23 protein-coding genes are annotated in these 25,105 nt (G+C 73.6%); 11 read left to right on the top strand and 12 right to left on the bottom strand.

The features are described from left to right. The first annotated feature begins 38 nt into the window (after nt 1–38). A complete protein-coding gene (locus ABD140_RS19995) occupies nt 39–1,031 on the top strand; it encodes a helix-turn-helix transcriptional regulator (protein WP_344242405.1) in 993 nt (330 codons plus the stop codon). 104 nt (nt 1,032–1,135) lie between these two features. Next, nucleotides 1,136–2,092 (top strand): helix-turn-helix transcriptional regulator, encoded by a 957-nt coding sequence (locus ABD140_RS19990; RefSeq protein WP_344242404.1) that lies wholly within the window; start codon nt 1,136–1,138, stop codon nt 2,090–2,092. Here ABD140_RS19990 and ABD140_RS19985 read toward each other — a convergent pair. Together ABD140_RS19985 and ABD140_RS19980 are read right to left on the bottom strand one after the other, a co-directional pair. After that, entirely contained in the window at nt 2,083–2,988 is a 906-nt protein-coding gene (locus tag ABD140_RS19985; protein WP_344242403.1) for an SDR family oxidoreductase, read from the bottom strand. The genes ABD140_RS19990 and ABD140_RS19985 overlap by 10 nt on opposite strands. A gap of 52 nt (nt 2,989–3,040) precedes the next feature. Further along, complete coding sequence (locus ABD140_RS19980; RefSeq protein ID WP_344242402.1) at nt 3,041–3,364, bottom strand: putative quinol monooxygenase; 324 nt, start codon at nt 3,362–3,364, stop codon at nt 3,041–3,043. A 154-nt stretch (nt 3,365–3,518) separates the two neighbouring features. Between ABD140_RS19980 and ABD140_RS19975 the strand changes: the two genes are divergently transcribed. Continuing rightward, the gene (locus ABD140_RS19975; RefSeq protein ID WP_344242401.1) at nt 3,519–3,974 is read left to right on the top strand and encodes a hypothetical protein; all 456 of its coding nucleotides are present in this window, start codon (nt 3,519–3,521) and stop codon (nt 3,972–3,974) included. Here the strand turns inward: ABD140_RS19975 and ABD140_RS19970 are convergent. Genes ABD140_RS19970 through ABD140_RS19950 form a run of 5 tightly spaced genes read right to left on the bottom strand, consistent with a single transcriptional unit; the run spans nt 3,904 to nt 9,708 of the window. Then, nucleotides 3,904–5,328, bottom strand: coding sequence for an ABC transporter ATP-binding protein (locus ABD140_RS19970; RefSeq protein WP_344242400.1), 1,425 nt, complete (start codon nt 5,326–5,328; stop codon nt 3,904–3,906). The two genes, ABD140_RS19975 and ABD140_RS19970, sit on opposite strands and share 71 nt — an antisense overlap. Then, nucleotides 5,325–6,077 (bottom strand): ABC transporter permease, encoded by a 753-nt coding sequence (locus ABD140_RS19965; protein ID WP_344242399.1) that lies wholly within the window; start codon nt 6,075–6,077, stop codon nt 5,325–5,327. Before ABD140_RS19965 ends, ABD140_RS19970 begins: the two co-directional genes overlap by 4 nt. Next, the gene (locus tag ABD140_RS19960) at nt 6,074–6,988 is read right to left on the bottom strand and encodes an ABC transporter permease (protein ID WP_344242398.1); all 915 of its coding nucleotides are present in this window, start codon (nt 6,986–6,988) and stop codon (nt 6,074–6,076) included. Before ABD140_RS19960 ends, ABD140_RS19965 begins: the two co-directional genes overlap by 4 nt. Next, a complete protein-coding gene (locus ABD140_RS19955; protein ID WP_344242397.1) occupies nt 6,985–8,517 on the bottom strand; it encodes an ABC transporter substrate-binding protein in 1,533 nt (510 codons plus the stop codon). Before ABD140_RS19955 ends, ABD140_RS19960 begins: the two co-directional genes overlap by 4 nt. Further along, complete coding sequence (locus ABD140_RS19950) at nt 8,518–9,708, bottom strand: MFS transporter (RefSeq protein WP_344242396.1); 1,191 nt, start codon at nt 9,706–9,708, stop codon at nt 8,518–8,520. A gap of 168 nt (nt 9,709–9,876) precedes the next feature. On the opposite strand from ABD140_RS19950, the gene ABD140_RS19945 reads away from it, so the two are divergent. Continuing rightward, complete coding sequence (locus ABD140_RS19945) at nt 9,877–11,178, top strand: cryptochrome/photolyase family protein (RefSeq protein ID WP_344242395.1); 1,302 nt, start codon at nt 9,877–9,879, stop codon at nt 11,176–11,178. Between the two features lie 36 nt (nt 11,179–11,214). Here the strand turns inward: ABD140_RS19945 and ABD140_RS19940 are convergent, their stop codons facing one another. Beyond that, nucleotides 11,215–12,423: an alpha/beta hydrolase family protein gene (locus ABD140_RS19940; protein WP_344242394.1), complete on the bottom strand. Its 1,209-nt coding sequence runs from the start codon at nt 12,421–12,423 to the stop codon at nt 11,215–11,217. Nucleotides 12,424–12,512: 89 nt separating this feature from the next. On the opposite strand from ABD140_RS19940, the gene ABD140_RS19935 reads away from it, so the two are divergent. The 7 genes from ABD140_RS19935 (at nt 12,513) to ABD140_RS19905 (ending at nt 21,344) form a co-directional block, all read left to right on the top strand. Then, nucleotides 12,513–13,649, top strand: a complete 1,137-nt coding sequence (locus ABD140_RS19935) for a GDSL-type esterase/lipase family protein (protein ID WP_344242393.1) — start codon at nt 12,513–12,515, stop codon at nt 13,647–13,649. Nucleotides 13,650–13,754: 105 nt separating this feature from the next. After that, nucleotides 13,755–14,696 carry an alpha/beta hydrolase gene (locus ABD140_RS19930; RefSeq protein WP_344242392.1) on the top strand — a complete coding sequence of 314 codons (942 nt, stop codon included), beginning with the start codon at nt 13,755–13,757 and terminating at the stop codon, nt 14,694–14,696. Nucleotides 14,697–15,005: 309 nt separating this feature from the next. Beyond that, the gene (locus ABD140_RS19925; protein WP_425544138.1) at nt 15,006–16,982 is read left to right on the top strand and encodes a serine/threonine-protein kinase; all 1,977 of its coding nucleotides are present in this window, start codon (nt 15,006–15,008) and stop codon (nt 16,980–16,982) included. Nucleotides 16,983–17,012: 30 nt separating this feature from the next. Beyond that, a complete protein-coding gene (locus ABD140_RS19920; RefSeq protein WP_344242390.1) occupies nt 17,013–17,939 on the top strand; it encodes a protein phosphatase 2C domain-containing protein in 927 nt (308 codons plus the stop codon). Next, the gene (locus ABD140_RS19915) at nt 17,936–19,150 is read left to right on the top strand and encodes an FHA domain-containing protein (protein ID WP_344242389.1); all 1,215 of its coding nucleotides are present in this window, start codon (nt 17,936–17,938) and stop codon (nt 19,148–19,150) included. The genes ABD140_RS19920 and ABD140_RS19915 overlap by 4 nt, the downstream gene beginning before the upstream one ends. Next, complete coding sequence (locus ABD140_RS19910; RefSeq protein WP_344242388.1) at nt 19,147–20,520, top strand: hypothetical protein; 1,374 nt, start codon at nt 19,147–19,149, stop codon at nt 20,518–20,520. The genes ABD140_RS19915 and ABD140_RS19910 overlap by 4 nt, the downstream gene beginning before the upstream one ends. Beyond that, nucleotides 20,517–21,344 carry a glutamate ABC transporter substrate-binding protein gene (locus ABD140_RS19905; RefSeq protein WP_344242387.1) on the top strand — a complete coding sequence of 276 codons (828 nt, stop codon included), beginning with the start codon at nt 20,517–20,519 and terminating at the stop codon, nt 21,342–21,344. The genes ABD140_RS19910 and ABD140_RS19905 overlap by 4 nt, the downstream gene beginning before the upstream one ends. Nucleotides 21,345–21,349: 5 nt before the next feature. Here ABD140_RS19905 and ABD140_RS19900 read toward each other — a convergent pair whose 3' ends face one another. The 4 genes from ABD140_RS19900 to ABD140_RS19885 are packed head-to-tail and all read right to left on the bottom strand — an operon-like array spanning nt 21,350 to nt 25,002. Next, nucleotides 21,350–21,937, bottom strand: a complete 588-nt coding sequence (locus ABD140_RS19900; RefSeq protein WP_425544135.1) for a GTP-binding protein — start codon at nt 21,935–21,937, stop codon at nt 21,350–21,352. After that, nucleotides 21,918–22,307, bottom strand: coding sequence for a DUF742 domain-containing protein (locus ABD140_RS19895; RefSeq protein ID WP_344242385.1), 390 nt, complete (start codon nt 22,305–22,307; stop codon nt 21,918–21,920). The genes ABD140_RS19900 and ABD140_RS19895 overlap by 20 nt, the downstream gene beginning before the upstream one ends. Then, nucleotides 22,304–22,711, bottom strand: a complete 408-nt coding sequence (locus tag ABD140_RS19890; protein WP_344242384.1) for a roadblock/LC7 domain-containing protein — start codon at nt 22,709–22,711, stop codon at nt 22,304–22,306. The genes ABD140_RS19895 and ABD140_RS19890 overlap by 4 nt, the downstream gene beginning before the upstream one ends. Further along, on the bottom strand, nt 22,711–25,002 hold the full coding sequence (locus ABD140_RS19885) for a sensor histidine kinase (protein ID WP_344242383.1): 2,292 nt from the start codon (nt 25,000–25,002) through the stop codon (nt 22,711–22,713). Before ABD140_RS19885 ends, ABD140_RS19890 begins: the two co-directional genes overlap by 1 nt. Nucleotides 25,003–25,105 lie beyond the last annotated feature (103 nt).

Genomic DNA, 25,105 nt, shown 5'->3' with positions numbered 1-25,105 from the left:
GGACACCGGATGGCCGCCATCCGGCCGATGATGGATCCATGGCCACCACGTCCTCGCGCCTGCTCCGGTTGCTCTCCCTGCTCGGGGCCCGCCCGAACCGGTCGGGTCGCGACCTGGCCGACAGGCTCGGTGTCAGCACCCGCACCCTGCGCCGTGACGTGGAGAGCCTGCGCGAGCTGGGCTACCCGGTCCAGGCCCTCAAGGGCCCCGACGGCGGCTACCGGCTCGGCTCCGGCGGCCGCCTCCCCCCGCTGCTGATCGACGACGAGCAGGCCGTCGCCATCGCCGTCGCCCTCCAGACCGCGCCGACCAGCGTGGCCGGCATCGACGACGCCGTCGCCCGCGCCCTGACCGGCATCAAGCAGGTCATGCCCGCCCGCCTTCGCGCCGAGGTCGACGCGATGCGCCTGACCGCCATCCGCAACCCCTGGGAGTTCTCCGCGTCGCCCATCGCCCCGAGCACCCTCAAGGCCGTCGGCTACGCCGTCCGCAACGGGCACCTGCTGCGCTTCGACTACCTCACCCCCGACGGCCGCCGCCCCCACCCGAACGACCCCGACTTCACACCGCCGCTACGGGTCGAGCCCCACCACCTCGTCATGTGGGCCGGGCGCTGGTACCTCGTCGCCTACGCCCCGGCCGCCGAAGCCTGGGGCGTCTACCGGGTGGACCGCATCCACGCCCACGCTCCCACCGGGACCCTGTTCCGGCGCCGCGAGCTCCGCGAACCCGACGTGGCCCGGTACGTGATGACCAGCCATGACAGAGGGGACACCCCGGCCCCGTGGCCGTGCCTCGGCACCGTCCTGATGGAGCTGCCCCCCGACGTCGTCGCCCGATGGGCGCCCGGCGGTTCCGTCATCGAGTACGTCACCCCCACGCAGACGCGCATCACCCTCGGCGCATGGTCCTGGGCCGGGGTCGCCGGCCTGCTCGCCACCTTCGACGCCGACATCACCGTCATCGAGCCGGACGAGCTGAAAGACGCCTGCCGCACCCTCGCCCGGCGCTACCGGCACGCCGGCGAGTAGACGCGAGGCAGCCCCACGGCTCCACGACCACGACCCACCGCGGCGTTCCGGGGCTTGAGCACTGACCCGAAGGCGGTGTCCCCGGAAGCGTTTAGGTTGGAGAGGTGCGTGCCGCCCGTCTGATCTCTCTGGTGTTGCTGCTGCAGTCGCGCGGGTCGATGACGGCCGCCGAGCTCGCCGGGGAACTGGAGGTCTCCGAGCGGACGGTGTACCGGGACATGCTGGCACTGGCCGAGGCGGGGATCCCGGTGTACGCGGAGCAGGGCCGGCACGGCGGGTACCGGCTCGTCGGCGGGTTCCGTACGCGGTTGACGGGGATGACGCGGGACGAGGCCGAGGCGCTGTTCCTGGCGGGGCTGGACGGTCCCGCCGATCAGATGGGGCTCGCCGATGTGGTGGCCTCGACGCGGCTGAAGTTGCTCGCGGCGCTGCCCGAGCCGCTTCGGCAGGCGCCGGAGCGGACCGGACGGAGGTTCCATCTGGACGTCCCCGGCTGGTGGACCGACGCCGAGGCGCCGCCGCTGCTGGTGGAGCTGGCCCGTGCCGTCCGGACGGACCGGGAGATCGAGATCGGATACCGGGAACGCACGCGGAGGGTGCGGCCGTACGGGCTCGTCCTCAAGGGCGGCATCTGGTACCTGGTGGCGGCCGTGCGGGAGCAGTTCCGGACCTACCGGGTGGACCGCATCGTCTCCTTGCGGGAGACGGGAGAGGCGTTCGTCCGGGACGAGGCGTTCGACCTGGCACGGCAGTGGGCGGAGTCGTCGGCGGGTTTCGTCGCCTCCATGTTCCGCGGCGAGGTCACCGTCCGGCTCAGCCCGGACGGGATGCGGGCGCTGCGCCGCGTCACCGAGCCGCCCGCCCTGGAGCGGGCCCGCGCGGCGGCCGGGGAGCCCGACGGGCAGGGGTGGGTCGTCACCGTCCTGCCCGTCGAGAACCTGGACGTGGCCTTCGACCAGCTGCTCCGCCTCGGGCCGGAGGCGGAGGTGCTGGAGCCGCCGGAGCTGCGCGCCCGCCTGCGGAAAGCGGCCGAACGGCTGGTGGCGCTGTATCAGCGGTAGCCGGTGACGTCCGCGGGCCTGCCCGCGTCCTGGACCTCCACGATGTACCGCCACGCGTCCGGACGGCTGCCGTCCACGTCGGTGAAGCCGTACACCTGCGCGAGCCCGCCGCTGGACAGCGACTGCCCGTTCCACCTCGCCCGTTCCGGGTCGGTCGCCAGCGCCGCCACCGCACGCCCCACGAACAGCGGGGTCTCGGAGATGGCGAAGTGCGGCTCCTTCTCCAGCGCGTCGCGCCAGTTCTCCTCGGTGACGCCGAAGTGCTCCAGCATGAGCTCCGACCGCAGCCAGCCGGGCGTCAGCGACACCGCGGTCGCCCCGAACGGCGCCAGCTCCCGGGCCTGGGCGTACCCGAGCCGGTTCACCGACACCTTCGCCAGGTCGTAGAACAGGGAGATGCGGTAGTGGTCGGCGTTGTACTCGGCCGTCCCGTCGGTCATCTCCACCACCAGCCCGCCGGGCCTGCGGACGAGCAGCGGCAGCGCGTAGTGGCTGGTGATGATGTGGGTGTCGACCGCCAGCCGCAGGATGCGCATCCCGTCGTCCAGGGAGTGCTCCCACACCTTGGCGTTCCAGTCGGTCAGCAGCTCACCTCCCCAGATGTCGTTCACCAGGACGTCGAGCCGACCCTGCTCGGCGTCGATCCGCTCGACCAGCGCCCGCACCTGCTCGCGTTCCAGGTGGTCCACCACGACCGGGATCCCGCGTCCGCCCGCGGCGGTGACGAGCTCCGCCGTCTCCTCGACCGTCTCCGGCCGGTCCATCTCCGACCGCCTGCCGCCGCCGCTCCGCCCCGTCACGTAGACGGTCGCGCCGGCCTCTCCCAGCGCGACGGCCACGCCGCGCCCCGCGCCGCGGGTGGCTCCCGCCACCAGCGCGATGATCTGTTCGCTCATGACTCCACCCTCCCCGCGAAACCTGCCAGGGAGTGTCAGCCTTCGGCGACGGTCAGTCGAGGCCGAGCTCGCCCATCCTGCTCCACCCGTCCGCGCCCTCGATCGTGGTGCTGACGATCTGGGGCGCCCGCCGGACGAGGGGGCGCATCGTCTCCATGGCCGCGCGGAAGTGGTCGGAGTTCACGTGGGCCGCGCCCGCGTCGTCCTGGAACGCCTCGACCAGCACATAGGTGTCCGGGTCCTCGACGCTGCGCGACCACTCGAACCACAGGTTGCCGGGCTCGGCGCGGGTGGCGCGGGTGAACTCCTCGACATGGGACGGCCACGCGTCGGCGTGTTCGGGCTTCACGGGGAACTTCACGACGATAAAGATCATGCGCTCAGCTTACGGCGGGAACCCGCAGGTGGCGGCCCCCCTGTGGACGAGCGGCCGGGCGCACCCCCGGCCGCCTCCTTCCCGCGACCTCCCGGAGATCTGAGCCTGATATGACAGGTTCTGCACTAAATGTCTTTTTCAATGAGGAGAGAGCGTGCGGCGGTTCGCGGCCGATGTCGACTGGTGGGTGCTCCCGCCGCTGGCCCTGGTGTGGCTGCCGGTGGTGACGGACTCCCCGTGGAGCTGGCACTCGGTCGTGTGGCCGCTGGCCTCCTTCGCGGTGATCCTGTTCTTCCGCTGGTCGCGGTCCCGGCCCGCCGCCCGCAACGCCTCCTCCTGGGCGGTGGCGGCGCTGCTCACCACCGAGGCCGTCCAGGCCGCGGCCGGGATCGTCGCGGGCCTGCTGTCGGCGGTCGGCGGCCTCCCCTCCCGGTTCGACCTGCCCTGGGGCCTGGTGTGGGCGACCGGCGGGGTCCGCGGCGAGGACGTCGGCTACCGGGTCGGGAACGGCTTCACCCTCACCCCGTTCCTGATCGCCCTCACCGTGGGGATCCTGCGGTTCTCGTTCGCGTCCCGGCGCCGGGCGGCCTCCCCCGGGAGCGCTCACTGAGCAGGACGCCGTCCTCCAGGACGCGGACGCGGGTCGCGGCGCGGGCGACCACGGCGGGATCGTGGGTGATCAGGACCAGGGCCTGGGGCCCCGCGGTGAGCAGGTCAAGGATCTCCGCCCGGGTCAGCGGGTCCAGGGCCGAGGTGACCTCGTCGCAGATGAGGACGTCGGGACGGGCCAGCAGTGCGCGGGCGAGGGCGGCACGCTGCAGCTCCCCGCCGGAGAGGGTGCGGGCGGGGCGGCGGGCCGTCGCGGCGTCCAGGCCCATCGAGGCCAGCAGCTCCGACGCCTCGGCCGCGGCCGCTGCCGACGCCAGTCCCCGCAGCCGAACGGCGGTGCGGGCGACCTGGTCGAGAGCGGAACGGCCGGAGACGAAGGTCGCGCGGGGATCCTGGAAGGCGTACTGGATGCGCGCCAGCTCACGCCGGCTCCTGCGCGCCGGCAGGACGCGCCCCTCCAGAGTGAGCACGCCGCCGCTTGGCACGTGCAGCCCGGCCAGGCAGCGGGCGAGTGTCGTCTTGCCGCTGCCCGAGCGTCCCACGACGGCCAGGCGGTCGCCCCCGCGCAGTTCGAGGTCCACGCCGCGCAGCACGGGACGGCCGTGGCCGGCGGTGAGTCCGCGGGCCTCCAGGAGAACGCCCCCCGGCGGACCCGGCGAAGCGGCCCGCACCGGACGGGCGGCCGCGACGAGCGCGCGGGCGTAGGGGCTGCGCGGCGCGGTCAGCACGTCGGGACCGGCCTCCACGACGCGGCCGGAGCGCAGCACGACGACGTGGTCGGCGAGCCGGCGGACCAGGTCCAGGTCGTGGGAGAGCAGCACCTTGGTGACGGGGAGCGCCGCGAGGGCGGCGGCGAGCTCGTCGCGGGTGCGGGGGTCCTGGCCGGTGGTCGGCTCGTCGGCGACCAGGACCGAGGGCGCCGCCAGGAGGATCTGCGCCAGGGCCAGCCGCTGCTGCTGCCCGCCGGAGAGCTGGTGGGGGAAGCGCCGCAGGAACTCCCCGTCTTCCGGCAGGCTGGCGCCGCCCAGCGCCGCGCGCACGTTCGTCCCGTGCAGCCGTGCCAGCTCCCGCAGCACGGAGCCGATCCGCCGGACGGGGTTGAGCACCGACGACGGGTGCTGCGGCAGGTAGGCGACGGCCCCGCGCGGCGGCGGCCGGCGCCCCGCCATGCGCACCTCGCCGGACAGGCGCGCTCCGTGCGGGAGTTCCCCGAGCAGGGCCAGCCCGGTGGTCGTCTTGCCGCTGCCGGACTCCCCCACCAGCGCCACGGTCTCCCCCGCGGCCGCCGTGAAGCCCACCCCGTCCACCAGGGCGCGCGTCCCGAGCGTGATCCGCAGCTCCGTCACTTCGATCATGGTCTCCTCAGCGCCCGGTCGAAGGCGAGGTTCAGCCCCACCGACAGCATGATGATCATCAGGGCGGGGGCGAGCACCGCCCACGGGTTGAGCAGCAGGCCCGCGCGGTTGCGCTCGATCATCACCGCCCAGTCCGCGGCGTCCGGGGAGACGCCGACGCCCAGGAAGCTCGCGGCGGCCGCCAGGTAGAGGGTGCCGGTCAGGCGGGTTCCGGCGTCGGCGGCGAGCGTGCGTGCCACCGAGCCGCCCACGTAGCGGACGGTCGTGCGCCACCAGCTCTCCCCCTGCAGCCGCAGCGCCTCCACGACGGGCCCGTGCGCGGCCTCCAGCGCGGCGGCGCGCACCAGCCGCGCGATGTCGGGCAGGTGGACGAGCATGACGATCCACACCAGTCCCCCGCCGGGGAACAGCGTCGCGAGCAGGAGCAGCAGGAACAGTGACGGCACGGCCGGGAGCAGGTCGAGCGGGCGCATCAGCAGCTCGTCGGCGAGGCGCCGCCGCGCCGTCGCCGCCGTCAGCCCCCACAGGACGCCGATCAGGTATGCGCCCGCCGTCGCCAGCACCATGACGGCCACCAGTTCCCGCCCGCCGAGGAGCACCTGCTGCCAGACGTCGCGGCCCGCAAAGTCCGTGCCCAGCCAGCCCGTCTCCGGGTCGTAGGAGACGCCGTGCAGCACGTCTCCGGACGACGCCAGCCACGGTCCGCACAGCGCCACGAGCAGCGGGACGGCGTACAGCGCTCTTCTCATGCGCGTGGAGCCAATCGGAACGCGACCAGATCGGCCGCCAGGTTGACCAGCACCGTCGTCGCCGCGAACAGCACGGCGAGCCCTTGCAGGACGGGCAGGTCGCGGTCGGCCACCGCGTCGACGAGCAGCGTCCCCAGGCCGGGGATCACGAAGACCGCCTCGGCGATGACGACGCCGCCCAGCAGCCAGTCGACGGTGCGGGCGAGCTGCTGGACGGCCGGTGTGACGGCGTTGGGCAGCACGTGGACGTACCGCACCCGCCGTTCGGGCACGCCCAGCCGCACGGCCTGCGCCGCGTACCCCGAGGCGAGCGCGCCGATCATCCCGGCCCGCACCAGCCGGCTCAGCGAGCACAGCGGCCGCGCCGCCAGCACCGCCACCGGCAGCACCAGCGCCGCCGGGGTAAGGCCGCCCAGCGCCGTCACCGGCAGCAGCCCGCCGAACACCACGATCAGGACGACGGCCAGCGCGAACTCCGGCACCGCGTAGAGCGCCACTCCCACAGCCGTCAGCGCCCGGTCGAAACGACCGCCTTCGCGCAGCGCCGCCGCCACGCCCGCCCACACCGACAGCGGCACCAGCACCGCCAGGGTCGCCGAGGCGAGCACGGCCGTCGGCCCCAGCGCGTCGAGGACGAGGCCGAGCACCGGACGACCCGACACCAGCGACTCCCCGAAGTCGCCGCGCGGCAGCCCGCCCGCCCATGCGGCGAAGCGGGTGAGCAGCGGCCGGTCGAGGCCGAGGGACTCCCGGATCCGTGCGATCCGCTCCGGATCGGGGTCGTCCCCGGCGAGCACCACGGCCGCGTCCCCCGGCAGCACTTCGGCGAGCAGGAAGACCGCCGAGGCGACGGCCGCCACCTGCACCGGCGCGAGCAGCAGCCGCCGCCGGACGTACCCGGCCGGTCTCACGCCAGCTTGACCTTGTCGAACCGCGCCCAGTCCATGGTGTTGGCGGGCGCCGCCGACACGCCTTGGACCCGCGGGGACGTGGCGACGATCCAGTCCGCGAATCCCCACACCAGCAGCCCGCCCTCGGCGTGCAGCGTCCGCTGCATCTCCAGGTACGCGCCTTCCCGGTCGGCGGCCCGGGGCGCCGAGACCGCCTTCTCGTACAGCGCGTCGAACTCCGGCCGCCGCCATCCGGTCGCGTTGGTGGTGGAGGAGGTGAGGAGCCGCTGCGCGATGTGCGTCTCGATCGGCATCGCCCCCGACCGGAAGCTCGCCAGCGTGCCCTTGGTGAGGATGTCGGACCAGTAGGTGTCCTTGTCGCCCGTCCTGATCTCGGCCTTCAGCCCGGCCGCGCGCAGCTGCCCGGCGAAGACCGTCGCGGCCTCGACGAATCCCGCCGCCACCGGGGCCGTGGTCAGCTCGACGGCCAGCCCCTCGGCCCCCGCCTTCCTGATCAGCGCCCTGGCGCGGTCCAGGTCGTGCCCGCGCTGGGGGATCTCGGCGGCGTAGTGCTCGTATCCCCGGCCGAACAGGTCGTTGCCGACCTGGCCCGCGCCGGGCAGGACGGTGTCGACGAGTCCCTGCCGGTCGGTGAGCAGGAACATCGCCTCCCGCAGGTCCCGGTCGTCGAACGGCGGCCGGTCCACCTTCATGGCGAAGGCCTGCATCGCGCTGTTCGGCGACTTCACGAACGTCGCACGGGAGGCGTACTGGCGGGCCGTGACGGGCGACAGGTCGTGGGCGTACTCGACCTGCCCGCCCAGGAGCGCGTTCATCCGGGCGGTCTCCTCGTTGGCGATGAGGAACTCCAGCTCGTCGATGAACGGCGCCCCGTCCCAGTACTCGGCGTTCCGCCTGAGCAGCACCGACCGCCCCGGCTTCCAGGAGGTGAACGAGAACGGCCCCGATCCGACGGGCTCGGCGAAGTCGGTGTGCCCTTCGGGGATGACGTAGGTGCCGAACGCCGCCAGCACGTTCGGGAACTCTGCGAACGGCCGCTTCAAGGCGAACTCGACGGTCCGCTCGTCGACGGCCCTGCTGTTGGGAAGGTCGATCAGGGCGAGGCTGGACCTGGCGCGGAACGTCTTAGCGGGGTCGAGGATCCGCGCGTAGCTGGCCAGCACGTCGGCGGCGCGCACGGCCCTCCCGTCGTGGAACACCGCCTCCCGCAGGTGGATCCGCCACGTCCGGAGGTCGGACGACGGCTCCCACCGCTCGGCCAGCCGCGGCTGCGGCGAGACGTCCGAGCCGAGGTCGGCGAGCTTGTCGAACATCGCCTTGGCGCGCGCCGCCTCGTTGAACAGGTTCGCCAGGTGGGGGTCGAGCGTCTCGGTCGCCCCGCCTCCCGCGAAGGCGGCCCGCAGCCGTCCGCCCGACGACGCGGACGAGGGGGACGACGTGCCGCAGCCGGTCAGCAGCGCGGCTCCGGCGGCCAGGCCGAGGCCGAGCAGGCCGCGGCGGCTCAGGGGGTGGTCCAGGGGGTGGCTCATCTAGCCTTCCTTGGGTTCGAGGGATGCGCGCGGCGCGGGGGCGCCGCCGCCGAGCAGGGCGGTCGCGGCGGCGCAGGCCAGGCCGATCGCGGCGCACAGCACCGCCCCGCCCGCGCCGGCCCAGCCGATGAGGGCGGTGCTGACCGCGGCCACCACGCCGGAGACCAGGTAGAACATGCCGAAGTAGGTGCCGGAGCGCCGTTCCCCGCCGAAGACGCCGATCAGCTCGTACACGAACGGCTGGGCGATCATCACGCCGAGCTCCAGGCACACCACCGCGGCCAGCACGGCGGGCAGGCCCGGCAGCAGCGCCGGGGCGAGGAAGCCCGTCCCCATGACGGCCAGCCCCAGCGCGATGGACCGGTACCGGCTCGCCGAACGGGCGAAGTACCGGGTGAGGCGCACCTGCAGCAGCAGCGTGGTCACCGTGCCGACGAGGAACAGCAGCGCCGTGGAGCCGGCGGTTCCCGTCGCCTCCCGCGCCGCCAGCGGCAGCACGAGGTAGAGCTGGTTCTGCAGCGCGAACATGCCGCTGAGCGCCAGGGTGAAGGCCAGGAACCGGCGGTCGGCCAGGCAGGCCCGCCAGTCGCCCAGCACCGTGGTGGCGGCGGGCGCCGCCGCGCGGGCGGGCAGCACGAGCGCCTGCACGACGGTGAGCACCGCGAAGACCGCCGCCGCCGCCACCGCCGCCGCCCGGAAGTCCACCGCCAGCAGCAGCGCCCCCAGCAGCGGCCCGCACAGCGCTCCGGCCTGCGCGAACACGTTGAACAGCGCGAACGCCTCGGCCCTGTCGGGCGCCTCGACCGCGATGTAGGCGCGCACCGCCGGGTTGAACAGCGCGCCCGCCACCCCGCTGAGCACCGCCGCGCCCAGCAGCACCGGCAGCGTGTCGCCGAAGGCGAACAGGCCGAACCCCGCGGCCCGCAGCCCGCACCCCGCGATGATCACGTTGCGCGCGCCGAGCCGGTCGGCCGCCGAGCCTCCGATGAGGAACAGCCCCTGCTGGCTGAGGTTGCGCGCGCCCAGGACGACGCCGGTGAGCGCCGCCGACAGCCCGAGGTCGCCGGTCATGTGCACGGCCAGGTAGGGGACCAGCAGGTAGAAGCCGGTGTTGACGCCGAACTGGTTGACCAGCAGCACCCGCACGGCCGGGGGCTGCCCCCGCACGCCCGCCGTCCACGACCGTTCCACCGTCTCCCCCTCGCTCTCACCGCACTGCCGTGGAACGATAATCATTATCATTACTGGAGCGCAACCCGGCGTCTCCGGTTCTGCCCGCGCTCTGGTCAAGGAACGGCCCGGAAGCGCGCCGCAGGTGACGCCGGACGGCTACCTTCGGACCGGAAGGGAGAGGACCCGATGAACGCAGGAGCCGGCACCGCGATCGTGCTGTTCACCCGGGACCTGCGCGTCCACGACAACCCCGCCCTGCACGCCGCCTGCGCGGAAGCCGAGCGCGTCGTGCCGCTGTTCGTTCACGACGAGGCGATCCTGGCCGGACCGATGGCGGTGCCCAACCGGCTGCGCTTCCTCGCCGACAGCCTGGCCGACCTGCGCCGCGGCCTGCGCGCCGCGGGAGGCGACCTCCTCATCCGCCGCGGCGACCCCGCCGCCGCCGTCGCCGAGCTGGCCGGCCGCACCGGAGCCCGCGCCCTCCACCTGGCCGAGGACCACTCCGCCCACGCCCTCCGCCGCCTGGAGGCCCTCCGCCGCCTGTCCCTGCGCGTCACCACCGCGCCCGGCCTCACCGTCGTCCCGCCCGGCCACCTCACCCCCGCCAAACGCGACCACTACCAGGTCTTCACCCCCTACTGGCGGGCCTGGCGCGCCGCTTCCCCGCGCCCCGTCCTGCCCCCGCCCGCGCGGATCACGCTCCCCGACGGGCTCGACCCCGGCCCCCTCCCCGACCCCGTCACGGACGCCTCCCCCGGCCTGATGCCCGGCGGAGAGGAGCACGGGCGCCGCCGCCTGCGGGAATGGGTCTCCCATGGCCTGCACGACTACGCACGCGAACGCGACGTCCTCGCCCATGACGGCACCTCGCGGCTCAGCGCCCACCTGCGCTTCGGCACGCTCTCGCCCCGGGAGGTCCTCCGGTTCACCGCCGCCGACGAGGCGTTCGCCCGCCAGCTGGCCTGGCGCGACTTCCACTACCAGGTCGCCGCCGCCTTCCCCGACCTCGCCTGGCGCGACTACCGGCCCCGCCCCCGCACCGTCCGCGACGACCCCCGCGCCCTGGAGGCCTGGGAGAACGCCGCCACCGGCCTGCCCATCGTCGACGCGGCCCTGCGCCAGCTGCACCACGAGGGCTTCATGCACAACCGCGCCCGCATGATCACCGCGTCGTTCCTCACCCAGGCCCTGCACCTCGACTGGCGGCACGGCTACCGGCACTTCCGCCGCTGGCTGGCCGACGGCGACATCCCCAACAACGCCGCGAACTGGCAGCGGCTGGCCGGCACGGGCAACGACCCGCGCCCCCGCCCCCTCAGCCCGCTGCGCCAGGCCGCCCGGTTCGACCCCGACGGCGCCTACGTGCGGCGGTGGCTGCCCGAGCTCCAGGCCCTGGAGGGCGCCGCGGTCCACCGGCCGTGGCAGGCTCCGCCGGAGCTGCGCCGCACGCTGGACTACCCGCCGCCCCTGCTGGACCTCGGCCCCTGAGCGCCCGGCGCGCCGGAGGCGCCACGGGACGGGACGTCAGTAGAGAGGGGGTTCCGCGGGATGGCGGAGCGTCTCGGAGAGCCAGTCGAAGGCCTGCTGGGTGAAGCGGGAGCGGTTCCACAGCTCGCAGTGGCCCGCGGCGCCCTCGGCGCGGGTGAAGGCCTTGAGGGTCTTGGGGCAGCGGAGGCGGGCGAAGAAGGTGCCGGCGCGGACCGAGAGGCGGTCGGCCTCGGTGGCGGCGACGAAGGTGGGGCAGGCGATGTCCTCGACGACCTCGGAGATGTTGTAGCGGGCCAGGTCCAGCAGGTACTCGGCGGGCGTGGCCGCGCCGTGCACCCACTGGCCGCGCTGGACCAGCTCCCAGTGGTGGATCCGGTCGGCCAGCGCCTCCGCCAGGTAGGGCTCCAGGACGTCCGGGTCGAGGTCGGGCAGCGCCTCCTTGAGCTCGTCGGGGATGGACATCGCCTCGCGCAGCAGTTCGAGCTGGTCCCACTGGCCGGGGTCGACGACCAGCGCCTTCACCCGCGGGTCGCCCGCGGCGCCGCGGGCGGCGAGGTAGCCGCCCAGGCTCCAGCCCATGACCGCCACCCGGTCGCGGTCGACCTCCCGGTAGGTCAGGAGCCGCTGGACGATCGGCCCCAGCACGTGCTCCCAGTCGGGCCGCAGGGTCAGCCCCTGCTCGATGAGGGCGCCCCCCTGGCCCGGCCCGTCCATCAGGAGGCAGTGGTATCCGCGTTTCAACGCCGGTACGGCGTGGGACCAGTACATTTCGTGGAGATTGGAGTCATATCCGTTGACCGCGACCACGGTGGGCCGCGCCTCGTCCCTGGCCGCCAGGCAGAGGTAGCCGTGCAGCTCGACGCCCTCGTAGTCGACCTCCATGGGGCGCAGCCGCCGCAGCACGGCCATGCGCTCGAAGGCCTCGCACTCCTTGCGGAAGGTCTCGGCCAGGCGGGGGTCCACCGGGTGGCCGAAGATCGGGAAGTTGGCGACCCGGTAGTAGGTGGACGCCCGGTGGAAGGCCTCGGCGGCGCTGACGGGGTGCCCCTTCTCGTCGCTGCGCCTGCCCCATTCGGCGACCATGTCGGCGGTGGCCGTCCACTCCCGGTGCCAGCTGTCGGCGTCGCCCTCGGTGATCCGGGAGGCCGTGAGGGCGCACTCGCCGTACTCGGCGCCGCCACCCGTCATGGTCATCAGCGCGCGGTCGGCGAACATCTGGAACAGCCGGTCCTCGAACAGGCGCATATTCCATGCGTACCCGGCTCAAACACCCCCAAGCAAATGCCGTACCGCCGCACGGCGGGCGGAGCACCGACGAAGGGAGCACGAACGGGATGGATGCGCAATGGGTGGCCGTGCACCGGGCGGCGATGGTCAGCCCCTACGGCGACCTGAGCTTCGCCAAGCCGCGCGGCGGGTTCACCGGGCGCACCGTGCGCCAGATCGTCCACCTGCACCGGGGCGGCGCCCGGCTGCGGGTGTGGCTGAGCAACCAGTTCGGCGACGGCCCGCTGCGCGTCGGCGAGGCCCTGGTCGGCCGCCACCTGGGCGGCGGCCGTGTCGCCGCGGGGCAGGCCAGGCTGACGTTCGGCGGCGCGGAGAGCGTGGAGATCGTGCCGGGCACCGAGGTGGTCAGCGACCTCACCGCGTTCGACGTCCCCGCCGACGCCGAGATCGCGATCAGCCTTTACGTAGTAGAGGACAGCGGGCCCGCCACCCACCACCCCGAGGGGCTGCAGACCGGCTACGTCACCTCCGGGAACACCGCGGCCGACCCGGAGCCCGAACCCTCCGCGCCGATCACCTCCCTCTACTGGATCAAGGGCGTGGACCTGCGGTTGGAACGCTCCCCCGGCGAACCGCTCGTCGCGGCGTTCGGCGACTCCCTCACCGACGGCTCGGGCACCACGCCGGACGCCCACCAGCGCTACCCCGACCACCTGGCGCGCCGCCTCGGCCTGCCCGTCCTCAATCTCGGCATCGGCGGCAACCGCCTGCTGCGCAACGGGTTCGGGCCCGCCGGGCTGCTGCGCTTCCAGCCGGACGTGCTGTCCATACCGGGGCTCACCCATGTGATCATCGCGCTGGGGATCAACGACCTGGGCCTGCCGGCGGCCGACCGGCCGCAGAACGCCGACGAGCTGATCTCGGGCCTGACCACGCTGGCCCGCCTGGCGCGGGAGGCGGGCGTGACGCCGATCGGCGCGACCCTGCCGCCGTACGCGGGGACGACGTTCCCCGGCTACCACTGCGAGAAGGGCGACCTCATCCGCGCCGAGGTCAACGACTGGGTCCGCGCCACCGCCGAGTACCACGCCTGCCTGGACATCGACGCCGCCGTGCGCGACCCGGACCGCCCCTCGCACTTCCACCCGGCCCTGCACTGCGGCGACGGCCTGCACCCCAACGACGCCGGCGCCCGCGCCATGGCCCACGCCATCGACCTGGAGGCGTTCGTGCTCCGCGACTGACAACCCCGTGCCGGAATTTCCGCAAATTTCGCATTCCATAGGGATGATCAGGGAATTAGGGTCCTGCCTTCCCGCCAGGAGATTCTGCGAAGGAGTGTGGTTCCGGTGTGGCAGCGGCGTGACTTCCTGCGGACCGCCACGGTCCAGGCCGCCCTCGGCGGCGGCCTGCTCGTGGCGGCGCCCGCCGAGGCGGCGGCGGCACGGGTCGTCTCCGAGCGGCGGCTGGGCCCCCGGGTCCGCGACCTGACGATCGCCTCGCCCGCGATGCGGCGGAACATGAGGGCGCGCCTCATCCTGCCCCGGGGCTGGAACCGCCGGGAGAAGTGGCCGCTCCTGTGGCTCCTGCACGGCGGCAACGACGACTACCGGGCCTGGACGCGCGAGTCCGAGATCATGCGGCTGAGCGCCGCGCGCCGGATGATGGTCGTCATGCCCGAGGGCGGATCCGGCGGCGGCTACACCGACTGGATGTCGGGCCCGCAGTGGGAGACCTTCCACCTGGAGGAGCTGCGCGGCATCCTGATGCGGCGGTACGGCGCGGCGCGGCGGCAGGCGGTCGCCGGGCTGTCGGCCGGTGGCTACGGCGCGCTGATCTACTCCGCCCGGCACCCCGGCATGTTCGCGTTCACCGGCAGCTTCAGCGGCTACGGCGCCACCCTGGTGCCCGGCGCCCCGGAGGTGCTGCTGACCGGTGTCCCCGGCTCGGGCGCCGAGAAGTTCCTCATGTGGGGGCAGCCGCAGCTCAACCGCGACGTCTGGGAGGCGCACGACCCCCTCAGCCAGGCGCACCGGCTCCGCGGCACGAGGCTCTACATCTCCTGCGCCCGCAACGGCGTGAAGGGCCCGCTGGACTCCGAGACCACCCACGCCGCCGACCCCGCCGAGGCGTTCTGCCTCTACACGACGCGGCCGCTGCTGGCCAGGCTGCGCCGGTTGAAGATCCCCGTCACCGCCGACATCTACCCCAGGGGCACCCACACCTGGCCCTACTTCCGGCGTGGCCTGCGGCGCTCCTGGCCCCTGATCACCCGGGCGCTGCGCGCCTGAGCAGGCGTTCCCCGGCGACGAAGGGCACCCCGGGGGTGGCCCTGGCACCAAACTGGCTGATACCTATATGCCCCAGGGCGAATTAGTGGGAGCCAGGACAAGGTGGGGCAACTTAACTGCACGAGGCACGGTTGCACCGGTACCGTGGCCGACGGCTACTGCCTGGAGTGCGGGCTGGCCCCGGCCGAGCCCGACGGCCTCACCCACCCCGACGCCGGCCTCCCCCGCACCGGCTCCCAGCGCCCCACCGCCTGGAGCACCACCGCCCGCAGCACCGGCGTCTCCACCGGCGGCAGGTCGCGGCGCGGCATGCTCGGCGCGGGCCTGGTCGAGGTGCCGCCCGTCCCCTACAAGGACCCCGCGCAGGCCGTGCTGGCCGACCCCGTCGTCGCCGAGCGCAAGCGGTACTGCCGCTGCGGCGAGGCGGTCGGGCGCGGCCGCGACGGCGGCCCCGGCCGACCCGAGGGCTTCTGCCCCCGCTGCGGCTCCCCCTACTCCTTCCTGCCCAAGCTGCGCCCCGGCGACCTCGTCGGCGGCCAGTACGAGGTGCTCGGCTGCCTGACCCACGGCGGCCTCGGCTGGATCCACCTGGCCCGCGACCGCAACGTCAGCGACCGCTGGGTGGTGCTCAAGGGCCTGCTGGACAGCGAGGACCCCGAGGCCGGCGCGGTCGCCGCCGCCGAGAAGGCGTTCCTGGCCGAGGTCGAGCACCCCAACATCGTGCGGATCTACAACTTCGTCCAGCACCCCGACCCGCGCACCCTGCGCAACCACGGCTACATCGTCATGGAGTACGTCGGCGGCCACCCGCTCAAGGACGTCCTGGCCGAGCACCGGCGCGAGCACGGCGAGGACGCCGCCCTGCCGCTCGGCCAGGCCATCGCCTACGCCCTGGAGGTGCTGCGGGCGCTGGGCTACCTGCACTCCCTGGGCCTGCTGTACTGCGACTTCAAGCCCGACAACGCCATCCAGTCCGAGGAGCAGCTCAAGCTCATCGACCTCGGCGGGGTGCGGCGCATGGACGACACCGAGTCCGCGATCTACGGGACGGTCGGCTACCAGGCGCCCGAGATCGGCGGGATGGGCCCGTCCGTCGCCTCCGACCTCTACACCGTCGGCCGCACCCTGGCCGTGCTGAGCTTCCCCTTCCACGGCCACACCGGCAAGTACGTGGCGAGCCTGCCGCCCCGCGATCAGGTGCCGGTGCTGCGCGAGCACGAGTCCTACGACAGGTTCCTGCGCCGCGCCACCGCCCGCGACCCCTACACCCGCTTCCACGACGCCCAGGAGATGGCCGAGCAGCTCACCGGCGTGCTGCGCGAGGTGCTCTCGGCGCAGGACGGCAAGCCGCGCCCCGCCCCCTCCGCGCTGTTCGGACCCGGCCGCCGCGTCCCCACCGAGCGGCTCACCCCGCGCGACGCCCTGCTGGCGCTGCCCATCCCCCAGCCCCGCCCCTCGGACGAGTCCGCCGGGTTCCTGGCGTCGCTGACCGTCGGCGACCCGCGCGCCCTGCTCACCGCGCTGGTCTCCGCCCCCGCCGACTCCCCCGACGTGCGGCTGCACCGGGCGCTGGCCCACCTGGAGCTCGGCGACCACATGGCGGCGCGCCGCGTCCTGGCGGGGCTGCGCGAGGACTGGCGGGCCGAGTGGTACCTGGCGGTGTCCGCGCTGGGGTCCGGGGAGCTGCGCGAGGCACGCCACCGGTTCGACGGCCTCTACGACCTCGCCCCCGGCGAGGCGGCGCCCAAGCTCGCCCTCGGCTTCTGCCACGAGCTGCTCGGCGACCTGCCCCGCGCCGAGCACCACTACCAGACCGTGTGGCGCACCGACCAGACGTACGTGAGCGCCGCCTTCGGCCTGTCCCGGGTGCGGCTGGCGGCCGGGGACCGGGCCGGCGCCATCGCCGCGCTCGACTCCGTCCCGCCGTCCTCCAGCCACTTTCCCGGCGCCCGCGTCGCCGCCGTCCACGCGATCGCCGTCGGTCGGGAACCTGGGGATCTGTCCGAACGTGAACTGATGGACGCCAGCCGACGTCTCAGCCGACTGGGTCTCGACGCCGAACGCCACGCCCGGCTGGCCGTCGAGGTCCTGCGCTCGGCACTGGACTGGGTGCTGGCCGGCCACACGTCCAGCGCCCGCGTCCTGGGCGTCCCGCTCGACGAGGAGGAGCTCCGCCGCGGCCTCGAACGCGCCTACCGCACCCTGGCCCGCCTCGCCGACGGCCCCGGCGAGCGCCACGCCCTGGTCACCCGTGCCAACGCCATCCGCCCCCGAACCCTCTTCTGACGTTCCCACCCCCGACGCGAACGGACTCCGATGCCCTGCCCCTCCTGCTCCGCCCCGGTCTTCGCCGGCGACCTGTTCTGCGAGGCCTGCGGCCACCGGCTGAGCCCTGCGGGGCGGCCGGCGGCCGAGGCAGCCCACCACCGGGAGATCGACCTGGGCGACGCCGCCGCCGCGGTGAGCGACCGGGGGCTGCGGCACAGCACCAACCAGGACGGCATGGCGCTGGCCCCGGTCCCCGGCGGCCTGGCCGCGGTGCTCTCCGACGGGGTGTCGGCCTCCCCCCGCCCCGAGGAGGCGTCCGGCACCGCGGTGGAGACCGGCATGGCCGTCCTGGCCCGGGAGCTGGAGACCGGCGCCGATCCGCGCGACGCCACCCGCACCGCCGCCCTCGCCGCGGCCAAGGCCGTGGCGGGCCTGACGGCCGACCCCTCCTCGGCGCCCGCCTGCACCTACATCTCGGCGGTCACCGGCGAGCTGGACGGCCGGCCCGTCATCACCATCGGCTGGATCGGGGACAGCCGCGCCTACTGGATCGGCGCCACCGGGGACGAGCTGCTCACCGAGGACGACTCCTGGGCCGAGCACGTCATCGCGCACGGCATGATGAGCCAGGAGGAGGCGTACGCCGACCGCCGGGCGCACATGCTGGTCGGCTGGATGGGCGCCGACGCCCGCGAGATCGACGTGCACGTGCGGGTGTACGCGCCCGAGGTCCCCGGCGTGCTGGTGGTGTGCACCGACGGGCTGTGGAACTACATGGCCTCCCCGCTGGCGCTGGCCGCCGCGCTGGCCGACCCCCTGGCCGACCCGGTCTCCGGGCCGCTCACCGGGCGGCGCGGGCGGCGCACCCCGCTGTCGGTCGCCCGCGAACTGGTGCGCACCGCGCTGTCGGGCGGCGGGCACGACAACATCACCGTGGCGATCATCCCGGTCGAAGGGGACGGACTCGAACTATGACCCTCAGGACGCCCTTCACCGTGTCCGTGGACCAGAACCGCTACCTGCCCGACGGCGGGACGGAGCTCCACGCGATCATCGCCGTCTGCGGGACGGGCGACCCCGACGAGCCCGCCGAGGACGTGCGGCTGCGGGTCGCGGTGCCGCGCGGTGTCGTCCTGCACTCCCTCAAGCAGGTCCTGCCCGTCGAGGAGGACCTGTGCGCGCACCCCGCCGAAGGCGTCCCGCGCTCCTTCGACCACTCCACCGGCCGGTGGGGCCGCCACGAGACCCGCGAGTACCACCTGCGCCTGCGGGTGCCCGTCCAGGACGTCGGCCAGCGGATGCGCGCGGCACGGCTCGCGGTCCTGCGCGGCGGGGAGGCCCTCGGGGCCGCCGACGTGTTCGCCGAGTGGACCGACGACCGCACCCGGTGCACCCGGATCGACGCCCGCGTCGCCCACTACACCGGGCAGACCGAACTGGCCGCCCGCATCCAGGCGGGCCTGGCCGCCCAGCGGTCCGGGGACGCCGGGACCGCCGCCGCCGAGCTGGGCGGCGCCGTCCGGCTCGCCCGCGCCCAGGGCAACGTCCATCTGGCCGCGATGCTCAGCCGGGTCATCGAGGGCGACGAGACCACCTGCACCTTCCGGCTGCGCCGCGGCGCGGCCACCGCCCCTCCTCCCGCGTCCGCCTCCGCGTGCTCCGCGGCCTGCCCCGAGTGCGCGGAGCCGGCCTCCGGCCGCTTCTGCGAGGCCTGCGGCCACGACCTCGCCACCGGCGTGCCCGGCCCGAAGCCCGCCCCGCGGGGCCCCGCCCGCGCCCGCTGGTACGTGGTGATCAGCACCGATCCCGAGTACCACCGGCGGGTCCTGGCCGAGAGCGGCACCGACGCCGGCCGGCTGCCCGCCCCCTCGGACGGGCCCGGGCTCAGCAGCCCCCTCAGCGGCGGCCGGGTGCTGCTGGGGCGGCGCAGCACCCTGCGCGGCACCGTCCCCGACATCGACCTGTCCGGGTCCACCCGCGACCCCGCGGTCTCACGCACCCACGCCGTCCTGCTCGCCCGGGACGGCCGCTGGTGCCTGGTCGACCCCGGCTCGGCCAACGGCACCCGGCTCAACGCCGGCAGCGCCCCGGTCGCCGTCGGCGCCGAGATCCCCCTCCACGAGGGCGACCGCATCCACGTCGGCGCCTGGACCACCGTCGAGCTGCGAAGAGAGTCCCTGTCGTGACGAGGGCGGCCGGCGCCCTGGAGGCCCTGCGGCGCAAGGCCGGGCGCTCCGTGCTGCCCCGGACGGTCCCGGGCCTCCTGCGGGGATGGGCGGCGGCGGCGCTGGTGGCCGTCATCGCCCTGGTCACGGCGGTCTCCACCGGCCTGGAGGACGCCCGGCAGGGCGTGTGGCTGGTCGGTGAGGACGCCGGGCCGCAGGTCGTGTACACCGGCCACCTGTACTTCGCGCTCAGCGACATGGACACCCAGCTCGCCGGGGTGCTGCTCATCGGCTCCGAGCACGGCCTCGGCGCCGGGCGCGACCACGCCCTGCAGCGGTACCGGGAACGCCGCGGCGAGGCGCACCGGACGCTGCTGCAGGCCTACGAGATCGCCGGGACGGACGAGGCGAGCCGGCGCACCGTCCGGGACGTGCTGAACGGCCTGGGCAGGTACGAGCAGCTCGCCGCCCGCACCCTCCTCCTGGACGACCAGTCCGGGCATCCGGCGGGGCCTCCGGCGCAGAACGTGCTGGACGTCTACCGGCGGGCCACCGATCTCATGCGCCAGGACATCCTGCCCAAGGCCTACAACCTCACCCTGGAGAACGCCAGCGTCGTGCGCCGCGCCTACGTGGACGAGCGCTCACACGTCCTGCGCTCGCGCGTCGCCGTCGGCGCCACCTCGCTGGTGCTGCTGGCGGTGCTCGCCGGCCTGCAGTTCTACCTCGTCCGCCGGTTCCGGCGCCTGCTCAACCCGGCGCTGGCCGGGGCCACCGCGATCGCCCTGGTGCTGGGCGGCTGGGCGCTGCTCGTGCTGGGCAGCACCTCCGCGCACCTGCGCATGGCCAAGGAGGAGGGCTTCGACGCCACCCTCGCCTTCACCCGTGCCCGCGCGATCAGCAACACCGCCGCCGCCGACCAGACCCGCTTCCTGCTCGACCCCCAGCGCGCCGACACCTACGCCCAGGTCTACTTCGACACCTCCCAGAGCATCGCCTACCAGGAGTCGGGCAGCCTCGCCGACTACCACCGGCGGCTCGCCGCGGCCCCGCCCCGGCTGGGTTTCCTCGGCGGCATCCCCGAGCAGGCCGAGGTCCTGGTGCGCTACCGCGCCTTCCAGGAGCAGGACGAGCGGATGCGCGACCTGATGCGGCGGGGCGAGGAGCGGGAGGCCATCGCCCTGCGCACCGGCCTGATGACCGAGACCTTCACCGCCTACGACCAGGAGCTGAGCCGGCTCATCACCGCCCGCAAAACCGACTTCGGGCGGGAGATCGCCGCCGGCGCCGCCGTCCTCGACGGCTGGAACCGGGGCCTGCCCGCGGCGGGGATCGTTCTGGCCGCGCTCATCGTCCTGGGCGTGTGGCCCCGACTCGCGGAGTACCGTTGACCAGTCGCGCCCTCGAACGGCTCCTCGCCCCCCTCCTGGTCGCCGGGCTCCTGCTGGCCCTGGCCGTCGCGTGCGGGGTCGAGCGCACCCCGGGCGTGGAGGGCAGAAAAGTGCTCCGGGTCGGGGTGAAGTACGACCAGCCGGGCCTCGGGATGTACTCCCACGGCTCCTTCCTGGGCTTCGACGTCGACGTCGCCTCCTACGTCGCCAAGCGGCTGGGCGCCGAACGCGTGGAGTTCGTCGCGCTCACCTCGGAGCAGCGCGAGGACTTCTTGAGGGAGCGAAAGGTCGACCTGGTGGTGGCCAGCTACTCCATCACCCCGCAGCGCAAGACCGAGGTCGGCTTCGCCGGCCCCTATTACGTCGCCCACCAGGACATCATGGTCCGCGGAGGCGAGCGGAGCGTCCGCGGACCGAGGGATCTGGCGGGCCGCAGGCTGTGCAAGAGCGCGGGCTCCCACTCCTGGAAGCGGGTCGTGGAGGAGATGGGCATCCGTGCCGAGCTCGTCGAGGCGCAGACCTACAGCGAGTGCGTGGACCTCCTCGTCGACGGGAGGCTCGACGCCGTCACCACCGACGACCTGATCCTGGCGGGCTTCGCCCTGCGGCGGCCCGGCGCCTTCCGGATGGTCAACGCCAGGTTCACCGACGAGAAGTACGGCATCGGCCTGCACAAGGACGACATCGGCGGTTGCGAGGCGGTCAACCGCGCCCTCACCCGGATGTACCAGGACGGGACGGCGGCGGAGCTCCTCGCCCGGTGGTTCGGACCGACCGGGCTGAAGACCACCACCACCGTCCCGCAGTTCGAAGGGTGCGGCTGAGCGCCCTAACGGGCGGCCCGCAGCTTCATGGCGTGCTGCACCAGGGTGATGAGCACCTCCTTGGAGGACTCCTTCTCGCGGGCGTCGCACAGCAGCACCGGGATGCCCGGGCCGATCTGCAGCGCCTGCTTGACCTCGTCGGCCTCGTACCGCTGCGCCCCCTCGAAGCAGTTGACCGCGACGATGAACGGGGTGCCGCGGCGCTCGAAGTAGTCGATCGCCGGGAAGCAGTCGGCCAGGCGCCGGGTGTCGGCCAGCACGACCGCGCCCAGCGCGCCGAGCGCCACCTCGTCCCACATGAACCAGAAGCGCTCCTGGCCGGGGGTGCCGAAGAGGTAGAGGACGAACTCCTCGCCGAAGGTGATCCGGCCGAAGTCCATCGCCACCGTGGTGGTGCGCTTGGTCTCCACGCCCTCGAGGTCGTCGACGCCGACGCCGCGGTCGGTGAGCACCTCCTCGGTGCGCAGCGGCTCGGTCTCCGAGACCGCGCCCACCAGTGTCGTCTTGCCCGCGCCGAACCCGCCCGCCACGAGGATCTTGATCGCGGTGGGCATCCGGCGGCGCGTACCGGCGCTAGAGGGCGCGGAGGCCATCGATCACCGCCTGGTACATCCTGAGGTCCTGCATGTCGATCTCCGGTTGGGGTTCCTGGACGGTGACGAGGCCCTTGTCGAGCAGGTCGCCCAGCAGCACCCGCACCGTGCCGGTCGGCAGGTCCAGGTGCGCGGTGATCTCCGCCACCGACATCAGCGTCTGGCAGAGGCGGATGATCGACAGGTGCTCCGGGCCCAGGCCTATCGCCACGGACGGGGCCGGACCCGTCGCCTCCACCAGGGTGATCAGGTCGAATTCGCCGCGGACCGGCTGGAGCCGTCCGCTCGTCATCACGTACGGCCTGACCAACGGGCCGGCGCTCTCGTCAAGCCAGCGTTCGTGTTCGGGTTCCTGGGGCGGATAGTTCACGCCGACTCCGACACCCGGGCCGGGGTGGAGAGGTGGTGGCCCAGTTTGGTGACCATCATGGCCATCTCGTAGGCGATCAGCCCGACGTCGGCGTCCTCGCTGCTGAGCACCGCCAGGCAGGCGCCCTGCCCGGCGACGGTGACGAGCAGGAAGGCCGAGCGCATCTCGATGATGGTCTGGCGCACCGCGCCGCCGCCGAACCGCTCGCCCGCGCCCTTGGCCAGGCTCTGGATGCCCGCGGCGACGGCCGAGAGGTGCTCGGCGTCGTCCCTGCCGATGCCCTTGGACTGGGCCATCAGCAGGCCGTCCGCCGACAGCACGATCGCGTGCTCGGCCTCGTTGACCCGCTTGACCAGGTCGTCGAGCAGCCACGCCAGGTCGGCGGAGGCTCCTGTCTTGTGCATCACTCGGTCTCACTCTCGACGGAGGCCGCCCTGCCGCGCAGGGTGCCACTCTGGAACGCGCCCACGATCCTGCGGATCTCTTCGGGCGAACGGCCGGGGTCGTCCTCGACCGGTGTGTCCGTGTCGGCGGTCTCGTCCTTCAGCGCGGGGGCGAGGCTGGCCTGGGGAACCCGGACGGGCAGGCCCGAGGGGGTGAGCTCGGTCTCCGGCGGGGTCGGCGGGGCCGCGGAGGCCCCCTCGCGCACCGGCAGCGGCGGGGCGGCGGAGGCCGGTGCGGCCTGCGGTTCTTCGGGTGGTGACGGGACCAGGACGGGCGTGAAGCGCTCCCCGTCCCGGGGGTCCGTCGAGTCGGTGACTTCCGGCATGGCAGTCCCGACGACCGTCAGAGACTGCGACGGCGCGCCGGACTCTCCTTCCTCGAGCAGTTCCCGCGGGATGATGACCACCGCGGTCGTTCCCTTGTAGGGCGAACGCTTCAGCGTCACCTGCACGCCGTACCGCTCCGCGAGCTTGCCGACCACGTAGAGGCCGAGCTGCACCGAGCTGGAGAGGTTGAACTCCGGCGGGTCGGCGATCTTCCGGTTGATGGAGGCGAGGTTCTCGTCCGACATGCCCAGGCCGCGGTCCTCGATCTCCAGGGCGTAGCCGGAGGCCACCATGTGGCCGGAGATCTGCGCGTAGGTGTAGGGCGGCGAGAACGACACCGCGTTCTCGATCAGCTCCGCCAGGAGGTGGGCGATGTCGGCGACGGCGCGGCCGACGAGGTTGACCTCGTCGATCGGCATGACCGTCACCCGGGTGTAGTCCTCGACCTCGGCGACCGCCGAGCGGACCACGTCGACCATGGGGACCGGCCTGCGCCAGCCGCGGGCGGGCGTCGCGCCGGAGAGGATGATGAGGTTCTCGGCGTTGCGCCGCATCCGGGTGGCCAGGTGGTCGAGGCGGAAGAGGTCCTCCAGCTCCTCGGTGTCGATCTCCCGGCGCTCCATCTGGTCCAGCAGCGTCAGCTGCCGGTGCACCAGCGCCTGGGAGCGCCGCGCGAGGCTCAGCAGGATGTCGCGGATGCCGCGCCGCAGCTCGGCCTGCTCGACCGCGGTGCGGATGGCGGTCTCCTGCACGGCGTTGAACGCCTGGCCCACCTTGCCGATGTCGTCGTCACCGAACGCCAGCGGCGGCGCCTCGGCCGCCACGTCGACCTGCTCGCCGTGGCCGAGCCGCTCGACCACCCGGGGAAGCCGCACGTCCGACAGCTCGTGCGCGGCGTCCCGCAGCCGCTCCAGCTGCCGCACCAGGTGCCGCGCGGTGGTGACGGACAGGACCACGGACGCCACGACCGCCAGGAAGCCCAGACCGCCGGCGAGCAGGAGCCGGACGATGACGCCGACGGCGATGGGGGTGGCCCGGTCCACCAGCCGGTCGCCCGAGTCGTAGTTGATCTTCTCGAGATCGGCGGTGAGCGGGGTCAGCATGCCATCCCACTGGTTGACCACCATCTGCGGGACGTAGGTCTTCTGGCCTCCGCCCCGCTGGATGAGGTTGTTCTCCAGGACGGAGAGCTGCGCCAGGCCCCTGTGCTCCTTCAGCTGGGCGTAGGCCACCGGGTCGGCGTCCTCCATGGCGGTGATCGTGCGCTCCATGTGGGAGCGCTGGTAGCCGATGATCTGCAGGAGGTCGGCGTGGTCGGCGGCGTTGAGCCGCCTGCTCGCGATGATGCCCGAGACGTAGGCGTCCTCCTGGGAGAGGATCTCGCGGGCCCTGGAGAACTGGATCAGGGTGCGGGTGTCGTCGGCGAAGTCGTCGTCGTCGAGCGTGGCCATCGCGTCTTCGGCGAAGAAGATGGATTCCACGACGCCGGAGTAGGCCTTCAGCACGACCTTCCGGTTGGCGGTGCCGTCGACGGAGGCGCGCAGGGCGCTCATGCCGTCGAGCTCCTCGACGGTGGCGTCGATCCGCCTCTCCAGCTCCTCGTCGGCGGCAGCGCGCACGATGGTCTCGCTGGAGCGCTTCTTGAAGGTGCCGATCAGGGTGTCGGTCCTCTTCCGCTGCTCGCTCAGCTGCTCCGCCTGCCGGGGAGTGGGGCCGCCCATCTGCATCAGGGACAGCCGGCGCTCCTGCTGAAGGGAGGTGATCAGCGGCTCGGCGGGCTGCGCGATGCCGTAGTCCAGCCGGGTGACCCACAGGATGTTCACACCCTCGCGGAGGGTGACCCAGGCGGCGAAGACCCAGAGTGCGGTGAGCGACACCAGAAGCGCGGTGACCTTGGTCCGCACACGGGTATTGCGGAGGCGCATCTAACCGCTCCAACGCTATATAGAGATGCCTGCAATAAGGAGCTAACAGGCTATTAACCAAGCAAACCAGGATTTCCCATGCCCAGTTCTACGGCTGACCCGT

Origin of the sequence: Actinocorallia libanotica (genome assembly GCF_039525175.1) — a bacterium.
In the GTDB taxonomy this organism is placed as follows: Bacteria; Actinomycetota; Actinomycetes; order Streptosporangiales; family Streptosporangiaceae; genus Actinocorallia; species Actinocorallia libanotica.
The sequence above is the reverse complement of the archived record's forward strand: the minus strand, read 5'-3'. Positions and strand labels throughout refer to the sequence as shown.